Raw genomic sequence first — 18,195 nt, 5'->3', positions numbered from 1 at the left:
GCAGCGTCTGAGGGACCCACTGACGAACTGAACGGAATGGCGCCGGTATCACGAAGGCGCCTGCAAGTCATCCCGCTTGCAGGTATCGCGTGACAGCAGCACGGCACGTTCCGCAGATCTAACAAGAAAGCAGCACGGAGGAGAAGTGATCGAGCTTCACGCTTTCGACGATCAACGCGCCCAATCCGACGCGTTGGCGAAGGCGGTTGGCGACGCGTTACATGCGTCGCTCGCCGCACAGGCGGCCACGGCCGCAGCAGGCGCGCCACATCCTGGCACGCGCCCGGCAATGCTTGCAGTGTCCGGCGGCACCAGTCCGCGTCCGTTCCTGCAGACGTTGTCCACGCAGCCCTTCGACTGGGCGCGCATTGCCGTGACGCTGGTCGACGACCGCTGGGTGCCGGAAACGGACAGCGCGAGCAATTCGCAACTCGTGCACGACACGCTGTTGCAGAACGCCGCGAAACAGGCCGCTTTCTGGCCGCTGGTGGATACGGCGCAGGACCTGAACGCGCACGTTGCCGCGCTGAACGCCGACTCGCGCTTTAGCGCCGTGCCGGACGTCGCGATTCTCGGCATGGGCGAAGACGGCCACACCGCGTCGATTTTCGCCGATGCGCCCGAATGGGACCACGCGATCACCACGCCCGAGCGCTTTGTGGCCGTGCATCCCGGCAGCGCGCCGCATGCGCGTGTGAGCTGGTCGCTCTCCGCGCTGAAAGAAGTGAAGCATCTGTTTTTGCTGATCGCAGGACCGCGCAAGATGGACGTGCTGAATGCCGCCGCCGCTTCGCTACAAAAAAATGCCATCTCGCAGTTGGCAAACGACAAGGGAGTGAGACTCGATGTCTACTGGTGTGCAAACTAAGGCTGTTCCGGGCGCGGGCCAGCACGCCGACGGACCGAGGCTGCTCGCCGACATCGGCGGCACCAACGCGCGCTTCGCGCTCGAAACCGGGCCCGGCGAGATTACGTCGGTGCAGGTCTATCCGTGCGCCGACTATCCGGGCGTTGCCGAAGTCATCAAGAAGTATCTGAAGGACACCAGGATCGGCCGCGTGAATCATGCGGCGATTGCGATTGCGAACCCGGTCGACGGCGACCAGGTCAGGATGACCAATCACGACTGGAGCTTTTCGATCGAAGCCACGCGCCGCACGCTCGGCTTCGATACGCTGCTGGTGGTGAACGACTTCACCGCGCTGGCCATGGCGCTGCCGGGCCTGACCGACACGCAGCGCGTGCAGGTAGGCGGCGGCGCGCGCCGCCCGAACAGCGTGATCGGCCTGCTCGGCCCAGGCACCGGCATGGGCGTGTCCGGTCTGATTCCGGCCGACGATCGCTGGATCGCGCTTGGCAGTGAAGGCGGCCACGCCACCTTCGCGCCGGCCGACGAGCGCGAAGACATCGTGCTGCAGTACGCACGCAAGAAGTGGTCGCATGTTTCGTTCGAGCGTGTGGCGGCGGGCCCCGGCATCGAAGTGATCTATCGTGCGCTGGCGGGCCGCGACAAGAAGCGCGTGGCGGCGAACGTCGACACGATCGAGATCGTCAAACGCGCGCTGGACGGCGAGCCGCTCGCGGCCGAATCTGTCGATGTGTTCTGCGGGATTCTCGGCACCTTCGCGGGCAATATCGCGGTGACGCTCGGCGCACTGGGCGGCATCTACATTGGCGGCGGCGTGGTGCCGCGGCTCGGCGAATTCTTCGCGCGTTCGTCGTTTCGCAAGCGCTTCGAGGCGAAGGGTCGCTTCGAGGCTTATTTGCAGAACGTGCCGACCTACGTGATTACCGCTGAATATCCGGCGTTTCTGGGGGTGTCGGCGATTCTCGCGGAGCAGTTGTCGAACCGCGCGGGCGGCAGTTCATCGGCCGTGTTCGAGCGGATTCGCCAGATGCGCGATGCGTTGACGCCGGCCGAGCGCCGTGTGGCCGACCTGGCGTTGAATCATCCGCGCTCGATCATCAATGATCCGATCGTGGATATTGCGCGCAAGGCCGACGTGAGCCAGCCGACGGTGATCCGCTTCTGCCGTTCGCTTGGTTGCCAGGGCTTGTCCGATTTCAAGCTGAAACTGGCGACGGGTTTGACCGGCACGATTCCGGTGAGTCACAGCCAGGTGCATCTGGGCGATACCGCGACGGACTTCGGCGCGAAGGTGCTCGATAACACCGTGTCCGCGATTCTGCAGTTGCGCGAGCATTTGAATTTCGACCAGGTCGAGCGAGCCATCGATCTATTGAACGGAGCGCGGCGGATCGAGTTTTACGGGCTCGGCAATTCGAACATTGTCGCGCAGGATGCGCATTACAAGTTCTTCCGGTTTGGCATTCCGACGATTGCTTATGGCGATCTGTACATGCAGGCGGCGTCTGCTGCGTTGCTCGGCAAGGGCGATGTGATCGTTGCCGTGTCGAAGTCGGGGCGTGCGCCGGAGCTGCTGCGTGTGCTGGATGTCGCCATGCAGGCGGGGGCCAAGGTGATTGCCATTACGTCGAGCAATACGCCGCTGGCCAAGCGGGCTACCGTCGCTTTGGAGACCGATCACATTGAGATTCGCGAGTCGCAGTTGTCGATGATTTCGCGGATACTGCATCTTGTGATGATCGATATTCTGGCGGTGGGGGTGGCGATTCGGCGTGCTGTGCCTAGCGAGGATGTGGCTGAGACGGTCGCTAAGGCGCGACAGGGTGCGGATGATGATGCTACTGCTGTGCTTGACTGGTTAAGTCATGGGGCTGCGTCTTCTGCGCGGGATTAAGGGAAGGGCCTGCTCGGCGGGTTTGTTGTCGATCTGGCTTTTTGGCTCTTCCTTGCAGGGTTCGTGGTTTGTTTGGTGTTGGTCTTTTGGCCTTTCCTTGCTTTGTTAGTGGTCTATTAGCGTTGCCCCTGTGCGGGGCGGCACCTACTTTTCTTTGCCTGCCGCAAAGAAAAGTAGGCAAAAGAAAGCGGCTCACACCGCCAGCTCATAAGCGGGTCCCCCGCACAGCCGCGGTAGTGGTGCATCTGGAATCCGTGTTCCCGCACACTCCGCCTCAGTGACAAGGCAGTCATACCTCCGGCGGCGCTGCGCGCGCCGATACCCCGTTCCAAAAAAACGATCAGTCATGCAAAGCATCAGCCAGGTTTCCCTGGCAGACCCGTCCGCGACGCACGCAGTGCGGAGTGGGAGCTGATGAGTGCTTTGTCACTAGCGTGGAGTGTGCGGGGGCACGGATTCCAGATGCACCACTACCGTGGCTGTGCGGGGCACCCACTTATGAGCTGGCGGGGTGAAGCCGCTTTCTTTGCTTATCTTTCTTTGCGGCGGCAAAGAAAGTAAGTGCCGCCCCGCACAGGGGCAACGCTAATAGACCACTAACAATTCAAGGAAAGGCCAAAGCGCCAAAGCCCCAAAGCCCCAAAGCCCCCTCAACCAAAAAAGCGATAATAAGCCCACTGTCGCCGAAGGCAAAAAAACCCCCTGCCCCAAAACTCCGATGATCATCCGCCCCCATCTCCATTGGTTCCGCATGCTGCTGGCCTGGCGAGGCTCCGTCCTCCCGCGACTCCTCCCGCGGCTATCGCTGATTTTCTGCATTTCGATCGTCGCCGTGGCCGCCCACGACCACCTGCTGCCGGTCACGTTAAATCTCAACACCACCGCCCCGTTCTCGCTCATAGGCATAGCGTTAGCCGTCTTTCTAGGCTTCCGCAATAACGCCAGCTACGACCGCTGGTGGGAAGCCCGCAAGCTCTGGGGCCAGTTGCTGAACGATTCCCGCTCGCTCACCCGCCAGGCGCTCACGCTGCAAAACAAACCGCTGCCCAAAGAGGACATCAGAGAGTTCATCGCCGCTCTAGGCGCCCTCCCCCATGCACTGCGTCATCAACTCCGCAAAAGCGACCCGCGTGAAGATCTCGCGGCACGTCTGCCCAAAGCGCTTCTCGACCGCGTCATGCAGTCGCGCTACAAACCAACGACACTCCTGCTGTTTCTCGGCGAATGGGTGCAACGCCACGCCCAAACAGGCGCGCTCGATCCAATGGCGGTGCTCGCCTTCGATCGGAACCTGAATGGCCTGTCGGATGTGATCGGCGGTTGCGAACGCATCGCCTCGACGCCGCTGCCTTTCGCCTACTCGGTGATGATTCACCGCACGGTGTACTTCTTCTGCGCGTCCCTGCCGTTCGGACTCGTCGACAGCATCGGCATCTTCACGCCGGTCTTCTCGGTGTTCGTCGCGTACACCTTCATGGCGCACGAAGCGATCGCCTCGCAGATCGAAGAGCCCTTCGGCATCGACGACAACGATCTCGCGCTCGAAACCATGTCGCTCGGTATCGAAGACGCGATGCGCGACCTGCTAGGGGAACCGGCACTTGCGCAGCCGAAGCCGCAAGCCGAAACCTACGTGCTCACCTAAGCCGCGAGCGCTCAGTCGTTGCCAACGGTTTCGGATAAACGTTTGAGCGTGGCCACCCGGGCGCCGATGATATCGATGCGCCCACGCTCATCGACCAACGGCGTGGTCGCGTTGAGATACGCGGTCCAGGCCTTTTGTGCGCGTACCAGCGTCGGACGCGAACGCGTCGGCATCTTCGTTTGCAAGCGGCGGTAATAGCGGTTCAGGTCGAACATCGCGTGCTCGCATTGTGCGTCCGCATTACAGGCGCGCGGACGACGCGGCGCGTCCCCGCCGGCGTTGATCCTGGCCATGGCGCTGCGCAGCGCAAGCGCGCGATCACGCACCGGTTGCAACTGCATATCGGCTTCGGCCAGCACGTACATCGAGCCGTGCGTCGTCGCGAACACGGCGGCAAGCAACTGCTTCTCGACCTCGCGCGAGGCCTCCCAGCTCGCCTGACTCTTCTCCCACTGCTTGCGCCGGGCCCGCGGCAACTTCGCTTCAAGCTGCTGCCACGCGCCGTCCAACGCGGCCTTCCAGCCGATTCGCGCGTTGTCCATGCACTGCACCTGCCCCACCGTCGACGACATGTCGCTGCGCGCCAGACACGCGCGCATCGACGCGTCAATCGGGTCGGCGGCGGCCACTTCGGCATGCGCCGTCGCAGGCGTCACGCCGAGCGTCACCGCAAACGCCGCACCGAGCACCACCACCCAGATCGCCGGCCTTGCCGGGGCCAGCGCGCCAAACGCGCGCCGCCAGCCGCCAGCGCCCAGCAGGGACTGCACTACCCGCATCGTCAGGCGCGCACGCAATCGACGAAGTATTCGATGCGCCCGTTGATGGTTTCGCCGACCAGCCCGTGGATATCCGTGTGGAAACCCGGGAAGCGCTCGTTGAACTCGCGCGCGAAACGCAAATAATTGACGATGGTCTTGTTGAAGCGCTCGCCCGGAATCAGCAGCGGAATGCCCGGCGGATACGGCGTCAACAGGATCGACGTGACGCGGCCCTCGAGTTCGTCGATCGGTACCCGGTCGACCTCGCGGTGCGCGAGCTTCGCAAATGCGTCCGACGGCTTCATGGCCGGTTCCATGCTCGACAGGTACATCTCGGTCGTCAGGCGCGCAATGTCATTCGCGCGGTAAACGCTGTGAATCTGCTGGCACAGATCGCGCAAACCCACCCGCTCGTACATCGGATGATGCGAGACGAACTCCGGCAGCACGCGCCACAGCGGCTGATTGTTGTCGTAGTCGTCCTTGAACTGCTGCAGTTCGGTGACCATCGAGTTCCAGCGGCCCTTGGTGATGCCGATGGTGAACATGATGAAGAACGAATACAGCCCGGTCTTCTCGACAATGATGCCGTGCTCGGCCAGGTACTTCGTAACGATCGCAGCCGGAATACCCGTCTCGCCAAAGCCGCCGTCCATATCCAGACCCGGCGTAACGATAGTCGCCTTGATCGGGTCGAGCATGTTGAAGCCTTCGGCGAGCGGGCCAAAGCCGTGCCACGCGTCGTCCGGGCGCAGCATCCAGTCTTCGCGCGAGCCGATACCTTCTTCGGCGAACTGGTCCGGACCCCACACCTTGAAGAACCAGTCGTCGCCGTATTCGTCGTCGACCTTGCTCATCGCGCGGCGGAAGTCGAGCGCCTCGGCAATCGATTCTTCCACGAGCGCCGTGCCGCCCGGCGCTTCCATCATGGCCGCGGCCACGTCGCACGAGGCGATGATCGCGTACTGCGGGCTGGTGGAGGTATGCATCAGATACGCTTCGTTAAAGCGATGCTTGTCGAAGCGGCTGTTCTTCGAATCCTGCACGACGATCTGCGAAGCCTGCGAAATACCGGCCAGCAATTTGTGCGTGGAGTGCGTCGCGAACACCAGCGCGCCGATGCGCGGGCGGCCCGCGCCGATCGCGTGCATGTCCTGATAGAACTCGTGGAATTCCGCATGCGGCAGCCACGCTTCGTCGAAGTGCAGCGTGTCGAGCCAATCGCCGAGCATTTCCTTGATCATCTCGACGTTGTAGATCACACCGTCGTAGGTGCTCTGCGTGATGGTCAGGATGCGCGGCTTCAGATCCGGATTCTTCGCCAGCGCTTCGCGCGCGAACGGATTCGCGAGGATCTTCTTCTTGATGTTTTCCGGCTCGAATTCGCTGCGCGGAATCGGGCCGATGATGCCGAAGTTGTTGCGCGTCGGCGTGAGGAACACCGGAATCGCGCCGGTCATGGTGATCGCGTGAAGGATCGACTTGTGGCAGTTGCGATCCACCAGCACGATATCGCCCGGCGCCACGGTGCCGTGCCAGACGATCTTGTTCGAGGTCGAGGTGCCGTTGGTCACGAAGAACACGTGGTCGGCGCTGAAAATGCGCGCGGCATTGCGCTCGGAAGCGGCCACCGGACCCGTGTGGTCAAGCAACTGGCCGAGTTCGTCGACGGCATTGCAGACGTCGGCGCGCAGCATGTTCTCGCCGAAGAACTGATGGAACATCTGGCCCAGCGGGCTCTTCAGGAACGCGACGCCGCCCGAGTGCCCCGGGCAATGCCAGGAGTAAGAGCCTTCGTCCGCGTACTGCACCAGTTCCTTGAAGAATGGCGGTGCGAGCGAATCCAGATACACCTTGGTCTCGCGGATGATGTGGCGCGCGACGAACTCCGGCGTGTCCTCGAACATGTGGATGAAACCATGCAGTTCGCGCAGGATGTCGTTCGGCAGATGGCGCGAGGTGCGCGTTTCGCCGTACAGGAAGATCGGAATGTCGGCGTTGCGGCGGCGCACTTCGGTCACGAACGCGCGCAAGGCGACGATCGCGGCCGCCAGTTCCGGCGTCTCGCCTTCCACCACGACGTTGTCGACGTACGGCAGCAGTTCGTCGTCGTCGATCGACAGGATGAAGCACGACGCACGGCTCGATTGCTGGGCGAACGAAGTCAGGTCGCCGTAGCTCGTCAACCCGAGCACTTCCGCGCCTTCTTTCTCGATAGCTTCGGCCAAAGCCCGGATGCCGGAACCCGAGATGTTCTCGGAGCGAAAATCTTCGTCGATGATGACGACGGGAAAACGAAACTTCATGGGCGATTCTCCAAAAAGAACGACCGCTGCATTCGACTAAGCAGCGGTCACCCGAATAGCTGGTGGGTCAGTGCGCTGCCGCCGTCACGTCTTGGGCAACGTGACGCCGTGCTGACCTTGATATTTGCCGCCGCGATCCGCGTACGACGTCTCACAAATTTCGTCGCTTTCGAAAAACAGCACTTGAGCAACGCCTTCGTTCGCGTAGATTTTCGCAGGCAAAGGTGTCGTATTCGAGAATTCGAGCGTAACGTGGCCTTCCCATTCCGGCTCGAACGGCGTCACGTTGACGATGATCCCGCAACGCGCATACGTGGATTTGCCCAGACACACGGTCAGGACGCTGCGCGGAATACGGAAATACTCGACGGTGCGGGCCAGCGCGAACGAATTCGGCGGGATGATGCAGACGTCGCCCTTAAAGTCGACAAACGATTTCTCGTCAAAATTCTTCGGGTCGACGATGGTCGAGTTGATATTGGTGAAGATCTTGAATTCGTCGGCGCAGCGGATGTCGTAGCCGTAGCTCGAGGTGCCGTAGCTGACAATCTTCCGACCGTCTTCGGAAACGCGGACCTGATCTGGCGCGAACGGCTCGATCATATTGTGCGACTCGGCCATGCGCCGGATCCACTTGTCGGATTTGATAGTCATAGGTGAACGCTGCTCGACTTGAGTGACAGATGTGTGACGGGGGTGTGACGGATAGCACCCGGAGTAAGTTCCGGGCCGGCGCCGTGGGCTTGGACGCCCCCAGCTTAGCGCTCCGGGCCAGGCGCCCCCGGCTACGCGCCCCGGACTAGACGCCCCCAGCTACGCGCCCCGAACGAAAGGCGCTTATTTTACGCGATCGCGAAGTTGCCGCTACGGATGCGGTCCGAGCACCGCAGGCGCGGCCTTCACTGGCGAATCAGTCCGCATGCCAGCGCGGGGCCCGCACCATGCTGCGGATACGCATAAGGATCGGTCGCGTCGTGATGCAACAGCACGGCCCGTTGCAGCACGGAGCGGATACCGTCGAGCGACACGTCCGGCGCCACGATAAAGCCGGTGGCCACGCCGTTTGCGTCCGCGTGGATGTTGCCGAGATCGCCTTCGACCCGCGCGCCTGCCTTCAGACGCTCGGCTGCCGGCGAGAACACCGGGCCGGCGCTGGAACCGTCGGCGGCATTGCAGTCGCCGCGCTCGTGCACTTGCAAGGCGTGGTCGCTGTTGGGCGGCAAGCCCGCAAGGTTGTAGGTGACCTGCACGCCGTCCGAGCGCTCGATGAACGTTACGAGGCCGCGCGCCTGATTGCCCACGGTGGGCAGCAACTGCGCGTCGGCGCGCTTTTCCTGTGGTCTCAGGAATGTGCTGCAGCCGCATAACAGCGCGCTGCTGGCAGCCAGGACGATGAATGCCACCACCGCCTGCCCGTCGATTCGTTTTCCCATGCGATCCTCTTGCCGGCCTGGCGGCCGCCCCTGCGGCCGCCGAGCCGAACTTGTGAAGTCGACATGATACCGCGAGACCAGACGCAAATTGACGCCTTGGCCCCGCTTTGACCCCGCTTTGACCCCTTGTCCGAATGGCTACTCAGGTGTTCTGGACAACGATGCTGGGAAACTTCGAGGTCATGTCGCGAGCCCGCTCGGCAATATGGATCGCAACCTTGCGCGCGATCGACCGGTAAATCCCAGCGATACGGCCTTCCGGATCCGCCACCACGGTGGGTTTGCCCGAGTCGGCCTGCTCGCGGATGCCGATATCGAGCGGCAGGCTGCCAAGCACATCCACACCGTATTCCTTGCCCATCCGCTCGCCGCCGCCCGCGCCGAAAATATGCTCTTCGTGGCCGCAATTCGAGCAGATATGCATACCCATGTTCTCGACGATCCCGAGGATCGGAATGCCGACCTTCTCGAACATCTTGAGGCCCTTCTTCGCGTCGAGCAGGGCGATGTCCTGCGGCGTTGTGACGATCACCGCGCCCGTCACCGGCACGCGCTGCGACAAGGTCAGCTGAATGTCGCCGGTGCCCGGCGGCATGTCGACGATCAGGTAGTCGAGATCTTGCCAGTTGGTCTGCCGCAGCAGCTGTTCGAGCGCCGAAGTAGCCATCGGGCCGCGCCACACCATCGGGTTGTCCTGCTCGATCAGAAAGCCGATCGAGTTGGCCTGCAAACCGTAGCCGGTCATCGGGTTCATCGACTTTTCGTCGGGCGATTCAGGGCGGCCGGTAATGCCAAGCATCATGGGCAGCGAGGGGCCGTAAATATCCGCGTCGAGGATGCCGACCGAAGCGCCTTCGCTCGCGAGCGCCAGCGCCAGGTTCACCGCGGTCGTGCTCTTGCCGACCCCGCCCTTGCCCGACGCCACCGCGACGATGTTCTTGACGTTCGGCAACAGTTTGACGCCACGCTGCACCGTATGCGCAGCGATGTCCTGAGACACCTCGACACGTGCGTTCGCCACGCCGGGCACGGCCTTGAGCGCGTCGGCGAATTGCGCGCGAACCGCTTCAAACTGCCGTTTGGCCGGATAGCCGAGCACCACGTCGAGGCTGACCGCGTCGCCCTCCACGGTGACGTTCCGGATGTTCCTCGCAGCCGAATAGGGCTTGCCTGTGTTGGGGTCAGTGACGGCCGCGAGGGCGGCGTCGACCAAAGCCCGATCGATACTCATTGACACTCCGTGGGGAACACTTGCGGGGTGGCGGAATCCAAGCTTCGGCCACTCGCCAGAATTTGAAAAAAATTGTTAGGCAGCATTGCTAAAACCAGGCGCGCCGTGCACGCTTCGGCAGGCGGAACGCCATGGGGTCGCATCGCTGCGTCCTTCAGTCACCATTGTAGTGGCTGGCGCCAAGCCTTGCCGGAAGACCCTTCTTCACTGTCGGACCGGAACCAGGGAAGACGCAGGATTCTCGTATTTCGACCTGTGCGCTTTACGGCCGTTGCATCGGGCGGATAGATTTATCGCTTCCACCTGCTTCACTCAAGAGGAATCAAAAAATGAATGCAAAACTCATGACTCGCCTTGCCGTTTTCGCGGTTGCCGGTTCGCTGCTGGCAGGCTGCGCGACCCAACAAGGCACTAACACCGCCGTCGGCACGGGCGTGGGCGCCGGCACCGGCGCGGCGCTCGGCGCGATCTTCGGCGGCGGCAAGGGTGCGGCGATCGGCGCGGGCGTCGGCGCTGCGGTGGGCGGCATCACCGGCTACAACTGGCAAGCCATTCACAACAAGCTGTCGGGCGCCACCAAGGGCACCGGCACGCAGATCACCGAGCAGCCGGACGGCTCGCTCAAGCTGAACATCCCGAGCTCGGTCACGTTCGACACCAACAGCTACGCGATCAAGCCGTCGTTCGCGCCGGTGCTGGATCAACTGACGCAGACCATGCAGCAGAACCCGGAACTGATCGCCCAGGTGATCGGCTACACGGATAGCACGGGTCAGCCGGCTTACAACCAGACGCTGTCGGTCAACCGCGCGGAAAGCGTGACGGGCTACCTGGGGCAACGCGGCGTCGCGCCGCAACGCCTGTCGGCACAAGGCATGGGCCAGAACCAGCCGGTTGCTGACAACAACACCGAAGCCGGCCGGGCTGCCAACCGTCGCGTGGAAATCTATCTGCGCGCCACGGCTCAACACGCCACGCAATAAGCGCACAGCCTGAAAGAGGAAGAAGCAACGGGGCGGCAGGCCGCGCTTGCCGCCCCGTTGCCGCGTGTTGTCGGCGGTACCCGGCAAGCCGCAAAAGCCGCATGTGGGCAAACGCGGGCGGACGCAAAAAATCTCGCGAGAGAGCGAAAAAATTTCGAACTCTGCCGAAAATTCGCGGTCTGTCTTTACGGTACGTGGTTGGCGAAGCCGCCGCGTCACCATTCTCCTCTTGTCGTTGTTGCTCCGGGGTTAATAGCCCCGGTTTTTTTTTGGGCGCACGGTTTTCGCAGGACGCCGCTTGAGGGACACACCCCTCTTCCCCGCACCGGCCGAGGCGCGGGCAAGCCGCCCCCGCCCGCGCCTCACGGCCGCCCTGCTAGAATCATCGTTTCGTCCCACCGCAGGCTCCCACCATCCTTATGTCAGCACCCGCCACCGATCTCTCCGCAGGCGCGCCGTCAGGCCGTCGCCAGATTCTCGTCACGTCGGCCCTTCCGTATGCGAACGGGCAAATCCATATTGGCCATCTGGTCGAATATATCCAGACGGACATCTGGGTCCGGACGTTGCGAATGCACGGGCACGAGGTCTACTACGTGGGCGCCGACGACACACATGGCACGCCGGTCATGCTGCGCGCGGAAAAGGAAGGTTTGACGCCCAAGCAGCTGATCGACCGCGTCTGGCAGGAACACAAGCGCGATTTCGACAGCTTCGGGATTTCGTTCGACAATTACTACTCGACCGATTCCGAAGAGAACCGCGTGCTGAGCGAATCGGTCTATCTGGCGCTCAAGGAAGCTGGCCTGATCGACGCCCGCGATATCGAACAGGCATACGACCCGGTCAAGGAAATGTTCCTGCCGGATCGCTTCATCAAGGGCGAATGCCCGAAGTGCGGCGCAAAGGATCAATACGGCGACAGCTGCGAAGTATGCGGTTCAACCTATCTGCCGACCGAACTGATCAATCCGTATTCGGTCGTCTCCGGCGCCACGCCGATTCGTAAGACCTCGACGCATTACTTCTTCCGCCTGTCCGATCCGCGCTGCGAGAATTTCCTGCGCGCGTGGGTCAGTGGTCTGGCGCAGCCGGAAGCCACCAACAAGATGCGCGAATGGCTTGGCGACGCCGGCGAAGCCAAGCTCGCCGATTGGGATATTTCACGCGACGCACCGTATTTCGGCTTCGAAATTCCGGGCGCGCCGGGCAAATATTTCTACGTGTGGCTGGACGCGCCGGTCGGCTATTACGCGAGCTTCAAGAACCTCGCTGACAAGCGCGGCCTCGACTTCGACGCGTGGATCCGCAAAGGCTCGACCGCCGAGCAGTACCACTTCATCGGCAAAGACATTCTGTATTTCCACACGCTGTTCTGGCCGGCCATGCTCGAATTCTCGGGCCACCGCACGCCGACCAACGTGTTCGCGCACGGCTTCCTGACGGTGGACGGCGCGAAGATGTCGAAGTCGCGCGGCACGTTCATCACCGCGCAAAGCGTGATCGACACGGGCCTGAATCCGGAATGGCTGCGCTACTACTTTGCCGCCAAGCTGAACAGCACGATGGAAGACCTCGACCTGAACCTCGACGACTTCCAGGCACGGGTGAACAGCGATCTGGTCGGCAAGTACGTGAACATCGCGAGCCGCGCCGCCGGTTTCCTGATCAAGCGTTTCGAGGGCCGTGTGCAGGACAGCGCGATGCACCATCCGCTGCTCGCTACGCTGCGCGCCGCCGTGCCGCAAATCGCCGCGAACTACGAAGCGCGCGAGTACAACCGGGCGCTGCGCCAGACCATGGAACTGGCCGACGCGGTCAATGCGTACGTCGACACCGCCAAGCCGTGGGATCAGGCGAAAGACCCGGCCAATGCCGTCGCGCTGCACGAAACCTGCAGCGTGAGCATCGAGGCATTCCGTCTGCTGTCGCTGGCGCTCAAGCCGGTGTTGCCGAAGCTGGCGGAGGCAGTCGAAGCCTTCCTCGGCATCGAGCCGCTGGTGTGGGCCGACGCGAACGTGCCGCTCTCTTCCACGCGCCCGATCAATGCGTACAAGCACCTGATGACGCGCGTCGATCCTAAGCAGATCGAGGCGCTCATCGCCGCCAATCGCGAATCGCTGCAAGCCACGCCGGACGCTGCGGCAGCACCAGCGGACGCGAAGACCAAGTCGAAGGCCGCGAAAGCAGCCGCTGCCGGGAAGGACGAAACACCCGGCATTATCTCGATCGACGACTTCGCCAAAATCGATCTGCGCATCGCGAAGATTGTCGACTGCAAGGCGGTGGAAGGCTCGGACAAACTGTTGCAGTTGACGCTCGACATCGGCGAAGAAAAGACGCGCAATGTGTTCTCGGGCATCAAGTCGGCTTATCAGCCCGAGCAGTTGATCGGCAAGCTGACGGTCATGGTCGCGAATCTCGCCCCGCGCAAGATGAAGTTCGGCCTGTCCGAAGGGATGGTGCTGGCGGCCTCGGCCACTGACGAGAAAGCCGAGCCGGGCCTCTATGTGCTCGAACCGGATAGCGGCGCGAAGCCGGGCATGCGCGTGAAGTAAAGCGCGGCGTCTCGAACGCAACGGGCATCAACCGGCATCAACCGGCATCAACAAAAACGGCACGCTCTAAAAGGCGTGCCGTTTTTTTGCCGCGACGTCGGGCGGACCGCAGGCAGCCCTGCCCCCCTGTTACCAGCGGATCCGGTCGAAGCGCCGTGTGTAGAGCAGTTCGATGCCGTCGAACGTGCCGCCATAGGCCGCAACCGACCAATAGCGCGTCAGGTTCACCGTCGCCTTGATCGCATTGCTCGCCGACTGCAGGCCCTGCTCGTAGCCGACCACGAGCCACTCGTTGATGGCCTTCGACACCATCACCACCTGCGGATCGGTCAGCCCGACCTCACTTCGTCCGATCGAAAATTCGTCGAGTCCGAACGTCTGCGCGATCCGCTTGCCGCTCGCGCTGCCTAGCAAGGCGAGCGCCGTTGTCATCGTGCTTTGCTGACCGAGGTTATTACCCTGATCGGTGCCATGTCCAAACAGCAGCCACGAGAGCTTTTCGTTATCCGGCACGGTCGGCTCCGACACCAGCTTCGCGACCGGGAACTGAACCGTGCCGGTGACCTGCACGCCCGCTTCAATCTGCTGATTACGGCGCATGGCCAGAATGTTGATGCCCGGATTGGCCACCGGACCGTTGAAGGTGAAGAAACCATTCTCGATGTTGAGCTTGCGGCCGAACGCGGTATAGGTCGAGCCCTGCGTCACGCGGACATTGCCGACCGCGCGCAACGGCAGGTTCGGCGCGCTCATCGCGGTGATCGTGCCGGTCAGGCCGAGGTCCGCGCCCATGCCGCGGAACCGGAAGTTGTTGCCGAGGCTGATGTCGATATTGGCGCGTGGCGCGAACGGCCCGATCGGCTTGTTGGTCCCTTCCACCGGCGGCGGTTTCTCGCCGGCCACCGTGCCGTCGGGGCGGACGATCACGACGTCGTCGCCCAGCTTCGGCGCGGACTGCTCCGGCATATCGAACAGCGCGTGATCGACCACGAACTTGCCGTTGATCGCCATGCCGCCCTGCGCGCCCGCATTCGCAACGCTCGCGCTGCCCGACAAAGACAGATTGCGGTCCGGCGCCGCGAACAACTCCAGCTTGTCCGCCACGATGCTCGCGGACAGATCCGGCTCGGCGCCATCCAGACGCACGCGTCCGGTGGCGCGCAAGGTGCCGCTCGCGCCATGAAACTCGACCTGCTGGAAGTCCACCAGATTTTGCGAGAGCGCGATGCGCACCACCCCATCCTTCAACTGCACGCCCTGGTCGACCATCGTCGCCGACAAACCGTCGCCGAGCAGCGACCCCGTCAGGTTCGGCTTGGCGACCGTGCCGCCGAGCGCGAGTTTCAGCGCGAGATGGCCGTCGAGCAGATAGCTCGGGCCGAACAGGCCGCCGGTCGTTTTCAGCGACGGCACGTTCGCGTTCACATTGCCGGTTAGCGCGCCCTCTTCGTTGACACTCAAAAAGCCGTCGCGCATCACGAGCGTGGTGTGGGCGTCGGCGTCGATCACGCCGATCCGGCTCGCCTGCGCGTGGACCGTGGCGTTCAGCCGGTTGCCGCCACTGAACTCGGCCCGGGCGACCATATCCGTGATACCCAACGAGGCCAAACCTCGGCCGATTTCGACCGTGACGTCGCCGCCGCGGCGCTTCAACTGGATGTGACCGCTCGCAGTGCTGCCAAGCGCGAAGTCCCAGTCGCCGTCGAACACCAGATCGGTTTTGACCGCCGGTGGCGCGCCGGTGATCTCGCGCCGCAGATCCTGCAGGCGCGCCAGCGAAATGTCGGTCAAGCTGCCCGTGGACTGGATCTTGCCGTGGTCGAACGCGAACGATTTGAGGCTCAGCACCGCGCCTTCGACCGTGAGACGTGTCGCGCCGAGCGTCAGGCGGCTCGGCCCGGCGCTGACGGCAAGCGGCGACTCGAGGTTCAACGCCGGTGTGCCGCGATTCTGCAGACGGGTCACGGTGCCATCCCAGCGCGTGCCGTCGCGTGCTTCGGTCAGTTTGCCGTTGGCCGCGAGCGTCAGATCCAGTGGACGGTCTTGCAGCTTGCCGGTGGCCGTCGCCTCCAGCGTATGGTTGGCACGCGTGCCGGACAGCCGTGCCGTCAGCGTGGTCAGATCGACGCCGCCGGCGCTGAGGTTGCGCGCGTCGGTCGTGAAAACCAGCGCGCCGTTCGCGCCGTCGCGCAGTTCGGCATGACCTTCCGCATGGCCGATGCGGTTACTGCTGAACACCACGCTGTCTGCCTTGTAGTTCAGCACGACATTCGGATGCGCGAACGAACCGGTAACGTCGCCATCCGCGGCAATCAGGCCTGCAAGGCCGAAACCGAGTCGCTCGAGTTCCGGCGCGTCGACGCGGAAACGCAGCCGGTCGCCGCTGGCGCCGAAGCTGCCTTGCAAGTCCACCTGATTGCCCGCCACCGAGAGATTCGCGCGACTCGGCAGAATCCGCGAGCCGGCTAGCTGGACCACACCGCCGCCCGTCAACGGCAAACCGTCGTAGACGCTCGGGCCGAGTTTGAATTCGGCCTTGGTGGTGAACACCGGGCCGAGCATACCGGCCGCGGTGAGCGTGCCGTTCACGCGCGCCTCGATCTTGCGGGCCAGCGGCGCGGCGCGCCTCGCCGGCGGCGACGCTTTGCTCCGTTGCATCACCTCGGTCCGCACCGCGGCCTTCGCGGTGTTCTTGACCGCGGCAGCGGCTTTGTCGGCGGGGGCCGCGCTTTTCGCCCCGGCTGTGCTGCCCGCTGGCGCCGCACCTTGCGCGGGTACTTTGGTTTTGGCGTTGGCCGCTGCGGATGCCGGGCCCGCAACCGGCGTGCGCGAAGGCATCTGCGAAGTCAGCGTCAACGGATCGAAATCGGTCAACTGCGCTTTCAGGTTGTAGGTCGAATTCGCGTCGTGCTTGAGTGCGCCGGACAGATCGATGCGGCCCTTGCCGGACGTGACGCGCACGTCGTTGAAGCTGATGCGCGCGGGGTCGAAGATCACCTTGCCTTGTGCACGCAAGCCGGCTTTCGGATCGGCGAGATCGATGGTCAGGCTCTGTATGTCGTCGTTCAGACGGAAACCGATCGGGCCGGAAAGCTGGGTAGGCCGTACGGTCGCTTCGAGCGCGTTCAGGTCGAGCCCGGCGACTTGCAGGTCGAACTGGCCGCGCTTGCCGGTCAGAGTGCCGCCGCCAGTGAGCGTGGCGCTCTTGACCAGCCGCACGTTCAGGTTCGAGATGCGCTGTGCCTGAGCGTCGAGGCGCACGTCAGCCTGTGCATCGATCAAAGGCAACAGGTTCTGGTCGATCGCACCCGGTTTGGCGTTGACGATCGAGACATGGCCCGCGACAGCGAAACCCGCGGCGCCGGATGCGCCGGCGGGTTTCGCCGCCGTTGCGGCACTTGCGGCACTTGCGGCACTTGCGGCACTTGCGGCACTTGCGGCACTTGCGGCACTTGCCGCTTTGACCACACTCGCCGCGCTGGCGCCGCTTGCCCCATTTGCCCCGCTCGCCGCAGCCAACGTCGCCGCATCTGCTGCGACCTGCCCCACCGGCTGAAGCTCGGCGCGCACCGCCAGATCCGCCAGCGGCGCGCCCGGCGCAAACGCCTGCGGATTGACGTGATCGAAAGTCAGCGTGGCGCGTTGCAACGGCACGTCGCTGAACGGCGTCGCCTCGACGCGGGCATGGCCGGCGAGCTTCATGCCGCTGGCATCGAGTTCGGCGATGAGATTTTCCAGAGAGCCGCTCAAGTGTCCGCCCACCTGAACCGCTTCGTTGTTGACCTTGCCTGAATAGCCGACATCGCCGGTCAGCGGAAACGGCCGTACCCCGTCGAGTTTTGCCGCCGCCGTCACCGCGCCGAACGGCGTGTCGAGCCGCTCGATGGCCGCCTCGTGGTGACGCCCATCGCTGCGGCCATGGAACATAAAACGGGAGAACTCGGTCGTCGAGCCGCCCTCGCGCAACAGCAGTTTGTCGACCTGCACGTCGCGCACCTCGAGTTGCATCGGCGAGCTCAGGTCTTTCGGCAGCTCCAGCGGCCCGCTGCTCGACGACGAAGAGCCGACCCGGGCGTCGATCGTCCCGACGTGCAGATAGTCGATTGTGAAGCGCCACGGTTGGTGCGTGAGACCCCAGCGCCCGGCCACACGATCGATCTGGATATCGGTGCCGCTGCCGTCGAGACTGCGCCAGCGCACTTGCCGGAGTTGGACGCCGCTGGCAATGGTGCCGCTCTCGAGCGTGCCGGTCAGCTTGCCGCCCAGCAGTTTGACGGCCGCCTGCCACGCGTAAGCCGTGCCGCGCTCGGTTGTCAGCGCGCCGTACAGCAGGCCGATTGCCACCGCGACCAGCAGCACCAGCACGGCAACCGTCCACGCCAGGGTTTTCAGCAGCCACCGGCCGCGACGCCGCTCAGGCGGCGGCGCGCCGGGCGAAGGCTGCGCTCCGGGCGGATGAGCGCCCGGTGGCTGCGCGGGTGGTTGGGCGGAGGCGTCCGTGGTCATGCGGGGATCA

11 protein-coding genes are annotated in these 18,195 nt (G+C 63.5%); 5 read left to right on the top strand and 6 right to left on the bottom strand.

Annotated features, from left to right (window positions below; all coding sequences use genetic code 11):
• Positions 1-145 precede the first annotated feature (145 nt).
• The 3 genes from pgl (at position 146) to AC57B6_RS04235 (ending at position 4,407) form a co-directional block, all read left to right on the top strand.
• Positions 146-868, top strand: coding sequence for a 6-phosphogluconolactonase (pgl, locus tag AC57B6_RS04245; protein ID WP_216750262.1), 723 nt, complete (start codon positions 146-148; stop codon positions 866-868).
• Positions 846-2,762 (top strand): bifunctional transcriptional regulator/glucokinase, encoded by a 1,917-nt coding sequence (locus tag AC57B6_RS04240; protein ID WP_491562745.1) that lies wholly within the window; start codon positions 846-848, stop codon positions 2,760-2,762. The genes pgl and AC57B6_RS04240 overlap by 23 nt, the downstream gene beginning before the upstream one ends.
• 718 nt (positions 2,763-3,480) lie before the next feature.
• The gene (locus AC57B6_RS04235) at positions 3,481-4,407 is read left to right on the top strand and encodes a bestrophin family protein (protein WP_028200502.1); all 927 of its coding nucleotides are present in this window, start codon (positions 3,481-3,483) and stop codon (positions 4,405-4,407) included.
• Positions 4,408-4,418: 11 nt separating this feature from the next.
• On the opposite strand, the gene AC57B6_RS04230 is transcribed toward AC57B6_RS04235, so the two are convergent.
• The 5 genes from AC57B6_RS04230 to apbC all read right to left on the bottom strand — a co-directional run bounded on the left by AC57B6_RS04230 (position 4,419) and on the right by apbC (position 10,138).
• Positions 4,419-5,186: a lysozyme inhibitor LprI family protein gene (locus AC57B6_RS04230; RefSeq protein ID WP_106352860.1), complete on the bottom strand. Its 768-nt coding sequence runs from the start codon at positions 5,184-5,186 to the stop codon at positions 4,419-4,421.
• 2 nt (positions 5,187-5,188) lie between these two features.
• Positions 5,189-7,474, bottom strand: a complete 2,286-nt coding sequence (locus AC57B6_RS04225; RefSeq protein ID WP_028200500.1) for an arginine/lysine/ornithine decarboxylase — start codon at positions 7,472-7,474, stop codon at positions 5,189-5,191.
• Between the two features lie 84 nt (positions 7,475-7,558).
• Entirely contained in the window at positions 7,559-8,128 is a 570-nt protein-coding gene (dcd, locus tag AC57B6_RS04220; protein ID WP_028200499.1) for a dCTP deaminase, read from the bottom strand.
• A gap of 245 nt (positions 8,129-8,373) precedes the next feature.
• Positions 8,374-8,907 (bottom strand): superoxide dismutase family protein, encoded by a 534-nt coding sequence (locus AC57B6_RS04215; RefSeq protein WP_028200498.1) that lies wholly within the window; start codon positions 8,905-8,907, stop codon positions 8,374-8,376.
• A gap of 142 nt (positions 8,908-9,049) precedes the next feature.
• Positions 9,050-10,138 (bottom strand): iron-sulfur cluster carrier protein ApbC, encoded by a 1,089-nt coding sequence (apbC, locus tag AC57B6_RS04210; protein WP_028200497.1) that lies wholly within the window; start codon positions 10,136-10,138, stop codon positions 9,050-9,052.
• 329 nt (positions 10,139-10,467) lie between these two features.
• On the opposite strand from apbC, the gene AC57B6_RS04205 reads away from it, so the two are divergent.
• The gene (locus AC57B6_RS04205; RefSeq protein WP_028200496.1) at positions 10,468-11,121 is read left to right on the top strand and encodes a YiaD family glycine zipper/OmpA-like lipoprotein; all 654 of its coding nucleotides are present in this window, start codon (positions 10,468-10,470) and stop codon (positions 11,119-11,121) included.
• 419 nt (positions 11,122-11,540) lie between these two features.
• Entirely contained in the window at positions 11,541-13,679 is a 2,139-nt protein-coding gene (metG, locus tag AC57B6_RS04200; protein WP_046566448.1) for a methionine--tRNA ligase, read from the top strand.
• A gap of 129 nt (positions 13,680-13,808) precedes the next feature.
• Here the strand turns inward: metG and AC57B6_RS04195 are convergent, their stop codons facing one another.
• Positions 13,809-18,185 carry a translocation/assembly module TamB domain-containing protein gene (locus AC57B6_RS04195; protein WP_496420750.1) on the bottom strand — a complete coding sequence of 1,459 codons (4,377 nt, stop codon included), beginning with the start codon at positions 18,183-18,185 and terminating at the stop codon, positions 13,809-13,811.
• Positions 18,186-18,195: the final 10 nt, after the last annotated feature.

The sequence above is a fragment of the Paraburkholderia sp. BGA-UO-ETr-F12 genome, assembly GCF_059567945.1.
This window is presented reverse-complemented; position numbering and strand designations above follow the sequence as displayed.

What these genes read in the sequence shown, in the direction of transcription:
- AC57B6_RS04240 (WP_491562745.1), top strand. Translation starts at nt 846, where the DNA reads ATGTCTACTGGTGTGCAAACTAAGGCTGTTCCGGGCGCGGGCCAGCAC.
- AC57B6_RS04235 (WP_028200502.1), top strand. Translation starts at nt 3,481, where the DNA reads ATGATCATCCGCCCCCATCTCCATTGGTTCCGCATGCTGCTGGCCTGG.
- AC57B6_RS04230 (WP_106352860.1), bottom strand. Translation starts at nt 5,186, where the DNA reads ATGCGGGTAGTGCAGTCCCTGCTGGGCGCTGGCGGCTGGCGGCGCGCG.
- AC57B6_RS04225 (WP_028200500.1), bottom strand. Translation starts at nt 7,474, where the DNA reads ATGAAGTTTCGTTTTCCCGTCGTCATCATCGACGAAGATTTTCGCTCC.
- dcd (WP_028200499.1), bottom strand. Translation starts at nt 8,128, where the DNA reads ATGACTATCAAATCCGACAAGTGGATCCGGCGCATGGCCGAGTCGCAC.
- AC57B6_RS04215 (WP_028200498.1), bottom strand. Translation starts at nt 8,907, where the DNA reads ATGGGAAAACGAATCGACGGGCAGGCGGTGGTGGCATTCATCGTCCTG.
- apbC (WP_028200497.1), bottom strand. Translation starts at nt 10,138, where the DNA reads ATGAGTATCGATCGGGCTTTGGTCGACGCCGCCCTCGCGGCCGTCACT.
- AC57B6_RS04205 (WP_028200496.1), top strand. Translation starts at nt 10,468, where the DNA reads ATGAATGCAAAACTCATGACTCGCCTTGCCGTTTTCGCGGTTGCCGGT.
- metG (WP_046566448.1), top strand. Translation starts at nt 11,541, where the DNA reads ATGTCAGCACCCGCCACCGATCTCTCCGCAGGCGCGCCGTCAGGCCGT.
- AC57B6_RS04195 (WP_496420750.1), bottom strand. Translation starts at nt 18,185, where the DNA reads ATGACCACGGACGCCTCCGCCCAACCACCCGCGCAGCCACCGGGCGCT.